A 12,796-nucleotide genomic window follows, 5' to 3' on the forward strand; every position below is an offset into this window, starting at 1 on the left:
CTAACGCAAAAAGGAGATCACCATGGTCACAACAACGGTTCACACGCTTGAGACGGCCCCCGACGCCTCGAAGCCCTTGCTGGAAAACTCGATCAAGGCCTTTGGCCGTCTGCCCAGCCTGCATGGCGTGATGGCGGAAAGCCCCGGTCTGCTGGAAGGATATCAGCACCTGCACCGCCTTGCGATCAACGGCACCGCCTTTACCCCCGAAGAGCGGACCGTGGTTTGGATGACTGTGAATGTCGCCAACGCCTGTCACTATTGCGTGCCCGCGCATACCGGCATCGCAAAGATGGAGAAGATCAACGAGGATGTCGTGAACGCTCTGCGGGACGAAACACCATTGCCCGCCAAGCTGGAAGCGCTGCGCACCTTTACGCTGGCCATCCGTGACACCCATGGTCGACCGGGTGCGGATGCCATCGCGGCGTTCGAAGCTGCCGGGTATGGCGAGCGCGCGATCCTCGACACCGTTCTGATCTATGCGCAGAAGGTGATGTCCAACTTTACCAATGCGCTGTTTGAGACACCGACCGATGCGGCCTTTGCCCCGTTTGCGTGGGAACCGAAGAAAACGGTTGCGGCTGAGTGAGATGTCGGACTGGGGGCCAGCCCCCAGACCCCCGAGGTATTTCAAGCCAGAAGAAAGAGCAGTGGTTTGGTCCGCTGCTCTTTTTCATTTGGGCGAATCCTTTTGATTGCCCCTGCTTTTCCTATATAGGGGCGCATCACCCCAATTATGGATAGAGCCATGGCTGACGCGCCGATCACGCAGGATGTTTTGACGATCCCCCGGAAACTGCCGGAGGGACCTGTGAATCTTGTTGGTCTGACCCGTCCGCAATTGCGGGATGTGTTGATCGCTCATGGCACGCCGGAAAAGCAGGCCAAGATGCGCGTTGGGCAGATCTGGCAATGGATCTATCAATGGGGCGTGCGTGATTTTGATGCGATGACGAACCTGTCCAAGGTGTATCGCGCAGAGTTGGCCGAGAAGTTTGTCATCGAGATCCCCGAGGTTGTGTCGAAGCAGGTGAGCGTTGATGGCACCCGCAAGTGGCTGGTCCGTATTGCCGGTGGGCATGAGGTTGAGGTCGTCTACATTCCCGAGGAAGATCGCGGGACGTTGTGTGTGAGTTCGCAAGTGGGTTGCACGTTGACCTGTTCGTTCTGCCACACCGGCACGCAGAAGCTGGTGCGCAACCTGACATCGGCAGAGATTGTCGGGCAGGTGATGATGGCGCGCGACGATCTGGACGAGTGGCCGGTGCCGGGCGCGCCGAAAGATGAGACGCGGCTGTTGTCGAACATTGTGCTGATGGGCATGGGCGAGCCGCTGTACAACTTCGAGAATGTGCGCGACGCGATGAAGATCGCGATGGACGAAGAAGGCATTCAGTTGTCCCGCCGTCGGATCACGTTGAGTACGTCAGGCGTCGTGCCGGAGATTGAGCGCACTGCGAACGAGATTGGCTGCCAGCTTGCCGTGTCTTTCCATGCCACCACCGATGATGTGCGGAACAAGCTTGTCCCGATCAACAAACGGTGGAATATCGAGGCGCTGCTTGAGGCCTTGAAAGCCTATCCGCGCGGGCGCAATTCAGAACGGATCACCTTTGAATACGTGATGCTGGATGGTGTGAACGATACGGACGCAGATGCACATCGGCTGGTGAAGTTGCTGGAGGGTATTCCGGCCAAGGTGAACCTGATCCCGTTCAACGAATGGCCCGGCGCGCCCTACAAGCGGTCGTCGAACAATCGCATTCGCGCCTTTGCCAACATCATCTATCAGGCGGGTTATGCCAGCCCAATCCGCACGCCGCGGGGCGAGGATATTCTGGCGGCCTGTGGTCAGTTGAAGTCGGCGACCGAGCGCGCACGCAAGAGCCGCAAGGAAATTGCGGCGGAGGCTGGATTGAACAGTTAGTTCGGCCACGCGGCAGGTGCTCCATTCCATTTCGTCGGGTCCAGACGACTGGGTTTGTTTCCAAAGTGGCGCCTTTCGACCTGCGTTGGCCCGCCAAGTTTCCGGAAAACATGGCGTTCTTGACAACGCATGCGTGTAACTGTTCGCGAAATGGTCACAATCTTTTCCTGTTTGCGCGCCAATGGCGCCATGGTGCGTTGGCATGACAGGCACAGGGAAAAGGGAATGGAGTGACTGTTATGTCGATGATTTTTGCACAAGACCGCTTTCAAGAAGCGCAGGTTTTGGACCTTGTAAGCCGCGAGCGCAGCCAGGCGCTCTCGCGTCGTGAGTGGATGCACCGGCTGGCCGGGTATGGCTATTGCATTCGTGAAACCGAGGCCGGTGACGTTGTGGAAACGCTGCCGCATCGTGTGGCTGTCTGCAAACTGCCCACCGAACTCGCAGCCTGAACGCAAGATACTATTATGTTGGTCGCGTTTCGCGCGGCCAGGACCGGGCTGTTGTTACCGACCGGGGACTTCACCGCGCTTGGTGGTCGGCCCCCAGTTGTCGATTACGTCAATCGCTTCCTCTGCGCTGTCCACGAAGCGAAACAGGTCCAGATCGTCGGCCGAGATCGTGCCGGCGTCTGACAGCGCATCCCAGTTGATGATTTTCTCCCAGAATGCCTTGCCGAACAGCAGGAAAGGGATGCGTTCCATCCGGCCTGTTTGGATTAGGGTGAGGGATTCAAAAAGCTCATCCAATGTGCCGAACCCGCCGGGAAAGACGCAGATCGCGCGTGCCCGCATCAGGAAGTGCATCTTGCGGATGGCGAAGTAGTGGAAGTTGAAGCTCAGATCCGGTGTCACGTAGTGATTGGGCGCCTGTTCAAAGGGCAGCACGATGTTGAGCCCGATGGAGTGCCCGCCTGCGTCGACCGCCCCGCGGTTGCCCGCCTCCATCACGCCGGGGCCGCCGCCTGTGACGATGACGTTTTCCCGGCCGCCGCTTTCAATCGACTTTTCTGTCATTAGCCGGGAAAAGCTGCGCGCCTCGTCATAGAAAGACGACAGGTCGGCCAGTGTCTGGGTGCGTGCGTCGTCCTTGTTCACCGGGTCGGGGATGCGCGCGCCGCCGAACAGGACGATTGTTGATTCAATCCCCTGTTCATTCATCATCATCTCGGGCTTGAGCAGTTCAAGCTGCAGCCGGACGGGGCGCAGTTCATCCCGGCACAGGAATTCCGGATCGGCGAAGGCCAGTGGATACGCGGGCGACCGGGTCTGTGGCGTGTCGGGCGCACCCTCGGCCGCTTTGCGGTCTGTGTACGCGTCACGGAACGGGCTGCGGTGATCGTCTTTCATTCTGTCTGCTCCTGTCAGCTTGGACTAGGCGTAGCGTGCCATGCGGGCATTGCCCAGATATGATTGCATGGGGCCACGGATTGTTGTCTAAGCGCCGCGATCAATCAGGGGAGATTCCGATGTCCAACGCCCAGCTGGAAACCGCCATCGAAGCCGCGTGGGACGCCCGCGACACCATCACGCCCGCCACCACGGGTGAGACGCGCGAGGCGATCGAAGACACGCTGAATGCGCTGGACAGCGGCAGCCTGCGCGTCGCTGAGAAGCAGGACAGCGGCGACTGGCATGTGAACCAGTGGGCCAAGAAGGCTGTGCTGCTGGGCTTCCGCATCAAGGACATGGAACAGCAGGATGGCGGCCCGCAAGGTGGCGGCTGGTGGGACAAGGTCGACAGCAAGTTCAAAGGCTGGGGCGACAACCAGTGGAAGACGGCCGGTTTCCGGGCCGTGCCGAACTGCGTTGTGCGCAAGTCCGCCTTTATCGCGCCGGGTGTGGTGCTGATGCCGTCCTTTGTGAACCTGGGCGCTTACGTGGACGAAGGCACCATGGTCGATACGTGGGCCACCGTTGGGTCCTGCGCGCAGATCGGCAAGAACGTGCACCTGTCGGGTGGTGTGGGCATCGGTGGCGTGCTGGAGCCGATGCAGGCCGGTCCGACCATCATTGAAGACAATTGCTTCATTGGTGCGCGGTCCGAAGTGGTTGAGGGCTGTATCGTGCGCGAGGGCTCGGTTCTGGGCATGGGCGTGTTCATCGGCCAGTCGACCAAGATCGTGGACCGCGAAAGTGGTGAGATCATGTATGGCGAAGTGCCTTCGGGTTCTGTTGTCGTGGCTGGGTCGATGCCGTCGAAGAACGGGATCAACCTGTACTGTGCTGTCATCGTGAAGCGCGTGGACGAGCGGACACGCTCCAAAACGTCGATCAACGAGCTGTTGCGTGACTGATAAGCCCAACAAGCCCAAAAAGCCGCAACAGGTCTTTACCCTGCTGGTGCAGATCGGGCGCAAGGACGGTGATGGTCTGCCTGATGGTGCGACCGGCGCCGCGCTGATGTGTTTTGCCAGCGGTGTGGACGAGGCTGAGGCCGTGCGGGAGACTGTTGCGCTGCTCAAGCAGGCCGATACCGCACCCTTGGATGTGACCGGCTATGGCACGCTGGATGAGCGATTGGCCGAAGGGCATGAGATTGACGGTGAAGAACGGGCGTTGATGCAGCGCGCGCTGGACGAAAATGCCGTCATCGTCGCGCAGGTCACCCCGTTTTTCGACAAGGACTAGGCCTGGCGGAAGGCGACCAGAAGTGCCGTGTCCTGTGCATGGTCGCCGGTGGCGCCCGCGCCGTAGATGGGAACCTCGGTTAGGCTGAGGTCTTCGATATCAGGCTCTAACGCGGTCAGTTTTGCGTCGAACCCGGACGCCGTGAAGTGCTGTGCGTTCACTGACAGAACGATCCAGCCGCGCGGACGCACCGCTGCGATGACCGCGTCGATCCCTTCCGGTCCTACATGCCCGTTGGTGAAGGTGCCCGAGCTGATGGCTCCCTGATACGGACCGTCAGGTGTGTCCAAGCCCTCAAGTATGTTTTCAACGCGCGTTGTGCGGTAGATGTCCTTGGCCGCTGCCATCTGCAGCATGTCGGCTGAGATATCGGTCCCGTCTATTGGTTCAGTCCCACGCGCGGCCAGCGCTGCGCCGCACAGGCCCGTGCCTGCGCCTACGTCCAAAACCGGCCCGAACCCACCGGTGTTCACGAAGTGCCGCGCCACCTGTTCATGCAGAATGTAGTCACTGTTTCGGGCAAAATCGCTGTCATAGGTGTCTGCCCACGCGGAATAGAGCTGCACCGAGTCCTCGGGCGTTTCGAGCGCATAGGCGCTGTCGAGGGAAGGATCATCTGTCATCTGGTGATTAGGCGGGCCTGCGACATGCTTTGCAAGGGGCTTGTGTGCAGCCCGCGTGCGCGCCACCTATGGGGCATGACGAAGACTTTGCTTTCCTTTGGCCACGGCTATTCCGCCAAGGCACTGACAGAACTGCTGATCCCGCAGGGTTGGCGGGTGATCGGGACCACCCGAAGCGCCGACAAGGCGGCGGCTTTGACCGCGACGGGGGTGGAGCCGCTGATCTTTCCCGGTGATGATGTGAGTGATGCGATCAGGTCCGCGACGCATCTGCTGATTTCGGCCGGGCCGGATGCCGAGGGTGATCCGGTCTTGCGCGCGGTTGGGGACCAGATACGTGACCGTGCGGATCAGTTTGAGTGGGCGGGCTATTTGTCGACCACTGGCGTTTATGGCGATCATGGCGGGGAATGGGTGGACGAAGACACGCCGCTAAGCCCCTCCACCCGTCGAGGTCAGTGGCGCAAGGATGCGGAAGCGGCGTGGCAGGCGATACCCGGATTGCCGCTGCACATCTTTCGTCTGGCTGGCATTTATGGCCAGGGCCGCGGACCGTTTGCCAAGGTACGGGCGGGCACGGCGCGGCGCATCATCAAGCCGAACCAGGTCTTTTCGCGCACCCATGTGGAGGACATTGCCCAAATCGTTGCTGCATCCATTGCAAGGCCTGCACCGGGCACGGCCTATAATGTCTGCGACGATGATCCGGCGCCGCCGCAGGATGTCATTGAATATGCGGCGCAGTTGTTGGGGCTGCCGACCCCGCCAGCCGAGGATTTTGAAACGGCCGAGATGACGCCGATGGCCCGCAGCTTTTATGCTGAAAGCAAGCGGGTGCGGAATGATCGCATCAAGGACGAGCTGGGCGTGAAACTGTTGTACCCGACATACAAGGTTGGTTTGACGGCCTTGTTGCAGCAATCGGAATGACCGGCGACGATCCCCGCACGCTGACGCGCCTTCTGGATGCGGTCGACGAGGCTGGCGGCGGAGAGGTCGTTTCGGTTCAGGATATCCTGGACGAGATTGGCGAGCAGTCGATCATGCCCATTGTGTTGATCGTGTCGATCCTGTTGGTGTCACCCCTGTCCGGAATACCGGGCATGCCCACCTTGTCTTCGCTGATCCTGCTGACTTTGATTTTGCAGGCTGCGGTGGGTCGCAAACAGCTTTGGTTGCCGCCCTTCTTGCGGAACCGGCGCGTGCGGGCCGAACGGTTGCACGTTGCGACGGGATGGTTGCGCCGTCCCGCGGCCTGGATCGACCGTCACTCGCATCCGCGTCTGCGCATACTGACGCGCCATCCGCTGCGCCTTGTGACCCTGATGCTGTGCATGGCCATGCCGCTGCAGTGGCCGTTCCTTGAGTTCTTTCCCTTTGTCACGTCCTTTGGTGCGGGTGCGTTGGCGCTGATGGCCTTTGGCTTGCTGACGCATGACGGGATGTACGTGTTGGCAGGGCACATTGCCGTGGCCGCACAGGTGTTGGCTGTTTTATGGCTGGCTCAGGCGGCGGCCTGAGGGCGGCGGACCCGGTAGAGTACCGCGCCGACAACCCCGAAGACCACCAGCAGGCCCAGAGCAATGGCTGCATTCGCGCCATAGAATGTGGCACGTTCGGACCATTCCATTGAGTTGAGGAAGGGGTAGGGCAACCCGCTTGTCACCGTGCCCTCGGGCTTTGTGTTGAACCGCTGCACGAACAGTTCCGACCACGCGACATATGCTCCGATAATAACCAACAGGGGCAGTGCTGCCCGCCAGACTTTGCGGAACACCGCCCCGATGAACAGGGCGTCGATGATCTGGAGCGCAGGACCTAAAGCGTGCAGATAGTATTCAAGCCACCAGATGATCGGATTGCCGCCATTCACCAGAGAGGGATCGGCAAGGTAGAGACGCCAATAGAGAAACACGACCATGACATTCAGCGCGGCGGCGCACATCGCCGTCACCTCGTGCTTGCGGGTGATCCTGTGTTCGCTGAGCGCCAGCATCCGGCTGGCGGCGTAGAACGACAGGAACAGTGCCCAGATGGTCAGGTAGCGAAAGGGTCCGCCCGCGCCGCCCCATGATCCGAGGATCAGTTGGTGCAGGCAGTAGCCCGCCGCCAGAAGGAAGACGACCCAGCGATATAGCAGGACGGGGTGGCTGTGGATGTTCATGCGTCACCTACACGTTTGGTGACACATAGCTTGGCCGAAGCCCCTTGTTTCACGCAAGCCTTAGGCGCGCGCTTCGCCGATTGACGTTACGCCAAGTACGTTCAGCACCTTCGCCTCGATCTGTTCGGCGTTCATGCCTGCAACGGCGTACATGTCTGCGGGGCTGGCCTGATCGATGAAGATGTCGGGCAGGACCATGGAGCGGTACTTGAGCCCGGTGTCGAACACACCTTCCTCGGCCAGAAGCTGGGCGACATGGCTGCCGAAGCCGCCAATGGCGCCTTCTTCGATGGTGATCAGAGCCTCGTGATTGGCGGCGAGGTCTAGGATCAGGTCGCGGTCGAGCGGTTTGGCAAAGCGGGCATCTGCGATGGTGGGGGTGATCCCCTTGGCGGTCAGGTTTTCCGCGGCCTTTTGCACTTCTTCCAGTCGGGTGCCGAAAGACAGGAGGGCGACGCCCTTGCCCGCTTGGATCATGCGGCCCTTGCCGATCTTAAGCGGCTCACCGCGTTCCGGCATGTCGACCCCGGTGCCTTCGCCCCGTGGGAAACGGAAGGCGATGGGGCCGTCGTCATGGGCGGCAGCGGTGGCGACCATGTGGGCCAGTTCCGCCTCGTCTGCCGCTGCCATGACGGTGAAGCCCGGCAGGTTGGACAGGTAGGCGACGTCAAACGCACCGGCATGGGTCGCTCCATCCGCGCCCACGAGGCCTGCGCGGTCTATGGCAAAGCGCACGGGCAGGCGTTGGATTGCCACGTCGTGCACCACCTGGTCGTAGCCGCGTTGCAGGAAGGTCGAGTAGATCGCGCAGAAGGGTTTCATCCCGCCAGCGGCGAGGGCGGCCGAGAAGGTCACGCCATGTTGCTCGGCGATGCCGACGTCAAAGCAGCGGCTGGGGTAGCGTTCGGCAAACAGGTTCAGGCCTGTGCCGTCCGGCATCGCTGCGGTGACGGCGCAGATCTTGTCATCCGTTTCGGCCTGCTTGATCAGGTGTTCAGCGAACACTTTGGTGTAGCTGGGCGCGTTGCTGGGCGCCTTTTTCTGTTCGCCGGTGATCACGTCGAACTTGGCCGTAGCATGCCCCTTGTCGCGGGCAGTTTCGGCGGGGGCGTATCCTTTGCCCTTCTTGGTCAGCACGTGGATCAGGATGGGGCCGGTGGCCCGTTCCTTGACCGTGCGCAGAACGGGCAGCAGCTGGTCCATGTCGTGCCCGTCGATGGGGCCGAGGTAGCTGAACCCCAGTTCTTCGAACAATGTGCCACCGACGGCCATGCCCTTGAGCATGTCCTTGGCCCGCTTGGCCCCTTCGCGGAAGGGTTCTGGTAGCAGGCTTACGGCACCTTTGGCGGCGGCCTTGAGGTCCTGGAACGGGTTTTGTGCATAGAGCCGCGACAGGTAGGACGACATTGCGCCGACGGGCGGGGCGATGGACATTTCGTTGTCGTTCAGGATCACGAACAGGCGTTTGCCCAGGTGGCCCGCGTTGTTCAGCGCTTCATAGGCCATGCCCGCGCTCATCGATCCGTCGCCGATAACTGCAATCGCATCGCCGGACCCTTCGGGCGGCTGACCGCCAAGGTCACGCGCGACGGAAAAGCCCAAGGCGGCGCTGATCGAGGTCGAGGAGTGGGCGGCCCCAAACGGGTCATAGGGCGACTCGCTGCGCTTGGTGAAGCCGCTCAACCCGTCCTTCATCCGCAGGGTGCGGATGCGGTCGCGGCGTTCGGTCAGGATTTTATGGGGGTAGCATTGGTGGCCCACATCCCACACCAGCTTGTCGCGCGGTGTGTCGAACACGGCGTGCAGGGCCACGGTCAATTCGACCACGCCAAGCCCTGCGCCAAGGTGCCCACCTGTAACGGACACGGCAGACACCGTTTCGGCGCGCACTTCGTCAGCGACTTGCCGGAGTTGCGCGTCTGAAAAGCGTTTCAGGTCCGCGGGGCGGTGCACGGTGTCGAGAAGCGGGGTGTTGGGGCGGTCTGACATTGGCTCTCTAGCTGTTGCGCGTCACGACAAAGCGGGCAGCGTCCCGCAATGTATCAGCGTCCGCATTGTATATATGTAAGGCATCGCAAGCTTCGGTCACGAGTTGGTCAGCGCGGCGTTTCGCCTCGTCCAGCCCGAGAAGCGACACGAAGGTCGCCTTGCCTGCATCGGCATCCTTGCCCGTAGCCTTGCCCATTGTGGCGGTATCGCTCGTCACGTCGAGCACATCGTCTGCGATCTGGAAGGCGAGGCCGAGCGCGCGGGCGTAGGTTTGCAGCGGAGTGATGTCGGCCTGTGCCATACGCGCGCCTGCTGTGGCAGACCATTCGATCAGTGCCCCTGTCTTACCCCGTTGCAGGGCGGTGATCTGGTCGAGTGTAAGGGGCGTATCAGCGGTTTCTGCTGCGATGTCGAGCGCTTGTCCCAGCACCATGCCTTGCGCACCAGACGCCTTGGCAAGCGATTGGGCAAGGTCGGTGCGGACATCGCCGGGGCCGACGTCTTTGTGCGTGACAAGTTCGAAAGCCAGCGTTTGCAGCGCGTCACCGGCCAGCACGGCTGTGGCCTCGTCCCATTTGACGTGCACCGTGGGTACGCCCCGGCGCAGGTCATCGTCGTCCATGCAGGGCAGATCGTCATGGACGAGGGAGTAGGCGTGCAGCGCTTCGATGGCGCATGCGGGCCAAATTGCTTTGTTAGGGTCTATTCCGTGCAGACGCGCGCCTTCCAGCACCATGAAACCGCGCAGTCTTTTGCCGCCACTAGTTGCGTGGGCCATGGCATCGACCACAGGCACGCAGTCGAGATCGCCAAGAACGGCGTTGAACCGCGCCTGAATGGCGGTCGCGGCATCCGTCAGCCGTTGGCGGAACATGGATTACAGATCGCTCGCAGGTTTCAGCCCAGTTGGGTTGCCGTCACCGTCCAACGTGATGGCAGCCACCTTCTCTTCGGCCTCTTTCAGCTTGGTTTCGCACCGGGCCTTCAATGCCGCGCCGCGTTCATAGAGCTTGATCGAATCGTCCAGCGCCACATCACCCCGTTCAAGCTGGCCCAGCACCTGTTCCAGTTCGGCCATCGCTTCTTCGAAGCTCATTTCGTCAACGGGGCGGTCAGTCATTGGGCGGCCTTTATCAGCGATTGGACATGGGCGCGGGCGCAAGCGGCCAACGCGTCCAGATCATAGCCCCCTTCGAGAACCGACACCACCCGGCCTTTGCATAGGGCTTGTGCAGTTTCTGTCAGCATGTCGGTGAGGCGGGTGTAGGTGTCTGCCGTCCAGTTCAGTTGGGCCAGCGGGTCGTCCTGATGCGCATCGAATCCGGCGGAGATCAGGATGACGTCGGGCTGATGTTTGATCAGTGCGGGGATGACCTGCCGTTTGTACTCCGCGATGGCGTGGTTGCCGTCTGTGTGCGGGGCAAGCGGGATGTTCAGGACGGTGCCGTGTGGGCCGCGATCTGATGCTGCCCCGGTGCCGGGCCAGAGCGGCATTTGTTGTGAGGTGATGACCAGCGCGCGTGGGTCATCTTGCAGCAAGGCTTGGGTGCCGTTGCCGTGGTGTACGTCGAAATCAACTACGGCCACGCGGTCGAGGCCATGTATTTCCAGTGCGTGTTTGGCCGCGATGGCGACATTGCCAAAGATGCAAAACCCCATGGGTAGAGACTGTTCCGCGTGGTGTCCGGGCGGGCGCATCGCGACAAAGGCGTTCTGCACCTCTTCGTCCAGCACCATGTCGACCGCTTTGACGGCGCCACCTGCCGCGCGCCAGATGGCGTTGTAGGATGTGGGCGACAGGAAGGTTTCGGCATCGGTTTCGCGGTCGAGACCAGCAAAACCATCGGCGGGGATCTTTGAGCGCACGAAGTCGATGTAGTCCTGCGGGTGGCAGAGCGCGATGGACGCATCGTCGGCAAGGGGTGGATCGACTCGGATCAGGTCGAGGTCGGTAAGAGCGCGCTGTATGTAATCCAGTCGTGCCACTTGTTCGGGCATTCCGGTGGGCGTGACGTGCAGGAGACCGTCCGCATGTGTCAGGAGGGCTGTTGCCATTGGAGTGCGTCCCGTTGGGTTGTTGAGTAAGGCGGATTAAAATCCGCCTTACGGTCAATCCGGTGCGAGCATGTAGCCTGCACCGCGCACGGTTTGCAGGTAGCGGGGTTGTTTCGGGTTGCTTTCGATCTTGCGCCGCAGACGTGTGATCTGAACATCAACGGCACGCTCCTGCGCCTGCCCACGGTCGCGGCCAAGGTCTTCGACCAGCTTGGCGCGGCTGATGGCTTCGCCCGGCTTGGCGGAAAAGAGCTTCATCAGCTGCATTTCGGTTGCCGTGAGGCGCACGAGGTCTTCGCCCTGCCACATCTCGCCCCGCTCCATGTCGTAGCGGATGGGACCGAGGGTCAGAATTTTCGGGGCCGCCTCTTCCGGTGCCACATCGGGCACACGGCGCAGGATGGCGTTGATGCGCAGTAAAAGCTCTTTGGGTTCGAACGGTTTGGGAAGGTAGTCGTCGGCGCCGGCCTCCAACCCTTCGATCCGGTTTTCGGTTTCACCTTTGGCAGTGAGTAGCAAGATAGGCGTCGCGTGTGTCTCGCGTAAGCTGCGACAGAGGCTCAGCCCATCCTCGCCCGGCATCATTACATCAAGCACGATCATGTCGAAATCGAGCCCCGATAGCACCCGTCGTGCATGGGCGGCATCACGTGCGGCCGTCACCAGAAATCCGTTCCGCATCAGGAACTTCTGCAGCAGGCTACGGATGCGTTCGTCGTCATCGACGATTAACAGGTGGGTGTCGAATTCAGTCATGCACCGCTCTCCTTCAGTCTTTGATAGGTTCGATGCATTTCCGTGTCCATCATTGCCTCGAGCACGGTGCGAAAGCCCGCCACTGCCTCCGGTCCTGCATCGCGGAAAGCGGCTCGCATCCGTGCGCGCTGCGCATCTGACAGCCGCCCTTCAAGCGCGCGACCGTCTTCAGTCAGGTGTAGGTGTCGTTCCCGTTTGTCAGTTTTCCCCACCCGGCTTTCGACAAGCCCGTCTTCGATTAGTGTGCGCAATACGCGGTTCAGGGATTGTTTTGTTACGCCAAGAATGTTGAGCAGGTTGTTGACCGTCGTGCCGGGCGCGCGGTTGATGAAGTGGATCGCGCGGTGATGTGCCCGGCCGTAGGCCATATCTGACAGGATGCGATCCGGGTCGGCGGTGAACCCGCGATAGGCAAAGAACATCGCCTCGATCCCCTGACGCAATTGTTCATCCGTCAGGAAAAGCAGGTTCTCTCCACCCGCAGTAGCAGTTCCGCGTCCGTCGGCCATGCCCGTCCCCATCTCTGGTCGTCTTTTGAGGCAGTTTAAGTCAGCCTTGTTGACATTCCAAGAGTGAAGGGCTATCGAATCGCAGGTTTTGCGCAACTTTGTGACCGCATCGGTCCTAATTGCGCAACATATGCAAATTC

Annotated in this window: 16 protein-coding genes; 7 read left to right on the forward strand and 9 right to left on the reverse strand. The window is 61.0% G+C overall.

The genetic code is table 11. From position 1 onward, the window contains the following. Window positions 1-22: 22 nt before the first annotated feature. The 3 genes from AC53L6_RS04535 to AC53L6_RS04545 all read left to right on the forward strand — a co-directional run bounded on the left by AC53L6_RS04535 (window position 23) and on the right by AC53L6_RS04545 (window position 2,382). The gene (locus AC53L6_RS04535; RefSeq protein ID WP_299600915.1) at window positions 23-592 is read left to right on the forward strand and encodes a carboxymuconolactone decarboxylase family protein; all 570 of its coding nucleotides are present in this window, start codon (window positions 23-25) and stop codon (window positions 590-592) included. Between the two features lie 159 nt (window positions 593-751). Further along, a complete protein-coding gene (gene rlmN / locus AC53L6_RS04540; protein WP_496906949.1) occupies window positions 752-1,930 on the forward strand; it encodes a dual-specificity RNA methyltransferase RlmN in 1,179 nt (392 codons plus the stop codon). A gap of 239 nt (window positions 1,931-2,169) precedes the next feature. After that, on the forward strand, window positions 2,170-2,382 hold the full coding sequence (locus AC53L6_RS04545) for a hypothetical protein (RefSeq protein WP_299600920.1): 213 nt from the start codon (window positions 2,170-2,172) through the stop codon (window positions 2,380-2,382). Between the two features lie 54 nt (window positions 2,383-2,436). Here the strand turns inward: AC53L6_RS04545 and AC53L6_RS04550 are convergent, their stop codons facing one another. Beyond that, window positions 2,437-3,279, reverse strand: a complete 843-nt coding sequence (locus AC53L6_RS04550) for an LOG family protein (protein ID WP_299600923.1) — start codon at window positions 3,277-3,279, stop codon at window positions 2,437-2,439. A 119-nt stretch (window positions 3,280-3,398) separates the two neighbouring features. Here AC53L6_RS04550 and dapD point away from each other — a divergent pair, with 119 nt between their 5' ends. Then, entirely contained in the window at window positions 3,399-4,226 is an 828-nt protein-coding gene (gene dapD, locus AC53L6_RS04555) for a 2,3,4,5-tetrahydropyridine-2,6-dicarboxylate N-succinyltransferase (RefSeq protein WP_299770369.1), read from the forward strand. Then, window positions 4,219-4,560: a DUF8846 family protein gene (locus tag AC53L6_RS04560; protein ID WP_299600929.1), complete on the forward strand. Its 342-nt coding sequence runs from the start codon at window positions 4,219-4,221 to the stop codon at window positions 4,558-4,560. Before dapD ends, AC53L6_RS04560 begins: the two co-directional genes overlap by 8 nt. Here AC53L6_RS04560 and AC53L6_RS04565 read toward each other — a convergent pair. Beyond that, a complete protein-coding gene (locus AC53L6_RS04565) occupies window positions 4,557-5,183 on the reverse strand; it encodes a class I SAM-dependent DNA methyltransferase (RefSeq protein WP_496906950.1) in 627 nt (208 codons plus the stop codon). The two genes, AC53L6_RS04560 and AC53L6_RS04565, sit on opposite strands and share 4 nt — an antisense overlap. A 75-nt stretch (window positions 5,184-5,258) precedes the next feature. Here AC53L6_RS04565 and AC53L6_RS04570 point away from each other — a divergent pair, with 75 nt between their 5' ends. Both AC53L6_RS04570 and AC53L6_RS04575 read left to right on the forward strand, forming a co-directional pair. Continuing rightward, a complete protein-coding gene (locus AC53L6_RS04570) occupies window positions 5,259-6,113 on the forward strand; it encodes an SDR family oxidoreductase (protein WP_496906951.1) in 855 nt (284 codons plus the stop codon). Beyond that, entirely contained in the window at window positions 6,110-6,703 is a 594-nt protein-coding gene (locus tag AC53L6_RS04575; protein ID WP_472726576.1) for an exopolysaccharide biosynthesis protein, read from the forward strand. Before AC53L6_RS04570 ends, AC53L6_RS04575 begins: the two co-directional genes overlap by 4 nt. Here AC53L6_RS04575 and AC53L6_RS04580 read toward each other — a convergent pair. From AC53L6_RS04580 to AC53L6_RS04610, 7 genes are read right to left on the reverse strand one after another with little or no spacing between them, the layout of a single operon-like run. After that, window positions 6,688-7,347, reverse strand: a complete 660-nt coding sequence (locus AC53L6_RS04580; RefSeq protein ID WP_496906952.1) for an androgen-induced gene 1 family protein — start codon at window positions 7,345-7,347, stop codon at window positions 6,688-6,690. The two genes, AC53L6_RS04575 and AC53L6_RS04580, sit on opposite strands and share 16 nt — an antisense overlap. 60 nt (window positions 7,348-7,407) lie before the next feature. Beyond that, entirely contained in the window at window positions 7,408-9,336 is a 1,929-nt protein-coding gene (dxs, locus tag AC53L6_RS04585) for a 1-deoxy-D-xylulose-5-phosphate synthase (RefSeq protein ID WP_496906953.1), read from the reverse strand. A 7-nt stretch (window positions 9,337-9,343) separates the two neighbouring features. Further along, entirely contained in the window at window positions 9,344-10,210 is an 867-nt protein-coding gene (locus AC53L6_RS04590; protein ID WP_496906954.1) for a polyprenyl synthetase family protein, read from the reverse strand. A 3-nt stretch (window positions 10,211-10,213) separates the two neighbouring features. Then, the gene (locus AC53L6_RS04595; protein ID WP_299600948.1) at window positions 10,214-10,456 is read right to left on the reverse strand and encodes an exodeoxyribonuclease VII small subunit; all 243 of its coding nucleotides are present in this window, start codon (window positions 10,454-10,456) and stop codon (window positions 10,214-10,216) included. After that, window positions 10,453-11,391, reverse strand: coding sequence for a histone deacetylase family protein (locus AC53L6_RS04600; RefSeq protein ID WP_299700422.1), 939 nt, complete (start codon window positions 11,389-11,391; stop codon window positions 10,453-10,455). Before AC53L6_RS04600 ends, AC53L6_RS04595 begins: the two co-directional genes overlap by 4 nt. Before the next feature lie 54 nt (window positions 11,392-11,445). Next, a complete protein-coding gene (locus tag AC53L6_RS04605) occupies window positions 11,446-12,147 on the reverse strand; it encodes a response regulator (RefSeq protein WP_299203544.1) in 702 nt (233 codons plus the stop codon). After that, on the reverse strand, window positions 12,144-12,656 hold the full coding sequence (locus tag AC53L6_RS04610) for a MarR family winged helix-turn-helix transcriptional regulator (RefSeq protein WP_299203547.1): 513 nt from the start codon (window positions 12,654-12,656) through the stop codon (window positions 12,144-12,146). Before AC53L6_RS04610 ends, AC53L6_RS04605 begins: the two co-directional genes overlap by 4 nt. Window positions 12,657-12,796 lie beyond the last annotated feature (140 nt).

The sequence above is a fragment of the Tateyamaria sp. LSS28 genome (genome assembly GCF_059611725.1).

Bases quoted from the DNA above. Each gene is read 5' to 3' on its own strand.
- AC53L6_RS04550 (WP_299600923.1), bottom strand. From the start codon at position 3,279: ATGAAAGACGATCACCGCAGCCCGTTCCGTGACGCGTACACAGACCGC.
- AC53L6_RS04570 (WP_496906951.1), top strand. From the start codon at position 5,259: ATGACGAAGACTTTGCTTTCCTTTGGCCACGGCTATTCCGCCAAGGCA.
- rlmN (WP_496906949.1), top strand. From the start codon at position 752: ATGGCTGACGCGCCGATCACGCAGGATGTTTTGACGATCCCCCGGAAA.
- AC53L6_RS04595 (WP_299600948.1), bottom strand. From the start codon at position 10,456: ATGACTGACCGCCCCGTTGACGAAATGAGCTTCGAAGAAGCGATGGCC.
- AC53L6_RS04535 (WP_299600915.1), top strand. From the start codon at position 23: ATGGTCACAACAACGGTTCACACGCTTGAGACGGCCCCCGACGCCTCG.
- AC53L6_RS04580 (WP_496906952.1), bottom strand. From the start codon at position 7,347: ATGAACATCCACAGCCACCCCGTCCTGCTATATCGCTGGGTCGTCTTC.
- AC53L6_RS04575 (WP_472726576.1), top strand. From the start codon at position 6,110: ATGACCGGCGACGATCCCCGCACGCTGACGCGCCTTCTGGATGCGGTC.
- AC53L6_RS04610 (WP_299203547.1), bottom strand. From the start codon at position 12,656: ATGGCCGACGGACGCGGAACTGCTACTGCGGGTGGAGAGAACCTGCTT.
- AC53L6_RS04605 (WP_299203544.1), bottom strand. From the start codon at position 12,147: ATGACTGAATTCGACACCCACCTGTTAATCGTCGATGACGACGAACGC.
- AC53L6_RS04590 (WP_496906954.1), bottom strand. From the start codon at position 10,210: ATGTTCCGCCAACGGCTGACGGATGCCGCGACCGCCATTCAGGCGCGG.
- dxs (WP_496906953.1), bottom strand. From the start codon at position 9,336: ATGTCAGACCGCCCCAACACCCCGCTTCTCGACACCGTGCACCGCCCC.
- AC53L6_RS04600 (WP_299700422.1), bottom strand. From the start codon at position 11,391: ATGGCAACAGCCCTCCTGACACATGCGGACGGTCTCCTGCACGTCACG.
- dapD (WP_299770369.1), top strand. From the start codon at position 3,399: ATGTCCAACGCCCAGCTGGAAACCGCCATCGAAGCCGCGTGGGACGCC.
- AC53L6_RS04565 (WP_496906950.1), bottom strand. From the start codon at position 5,183: ATGACAGATGATCCTTCCCTCGACAGCGCCTATGCGCTCGAAACGCCC.
- AC53L6_RS04545 (WP_299600920.1), top strand. From the start codon at position 2,170: ATGTCGATGATTTTTGCACAAGACCGCTTTCAAGAAGCGCAGGTTTTG.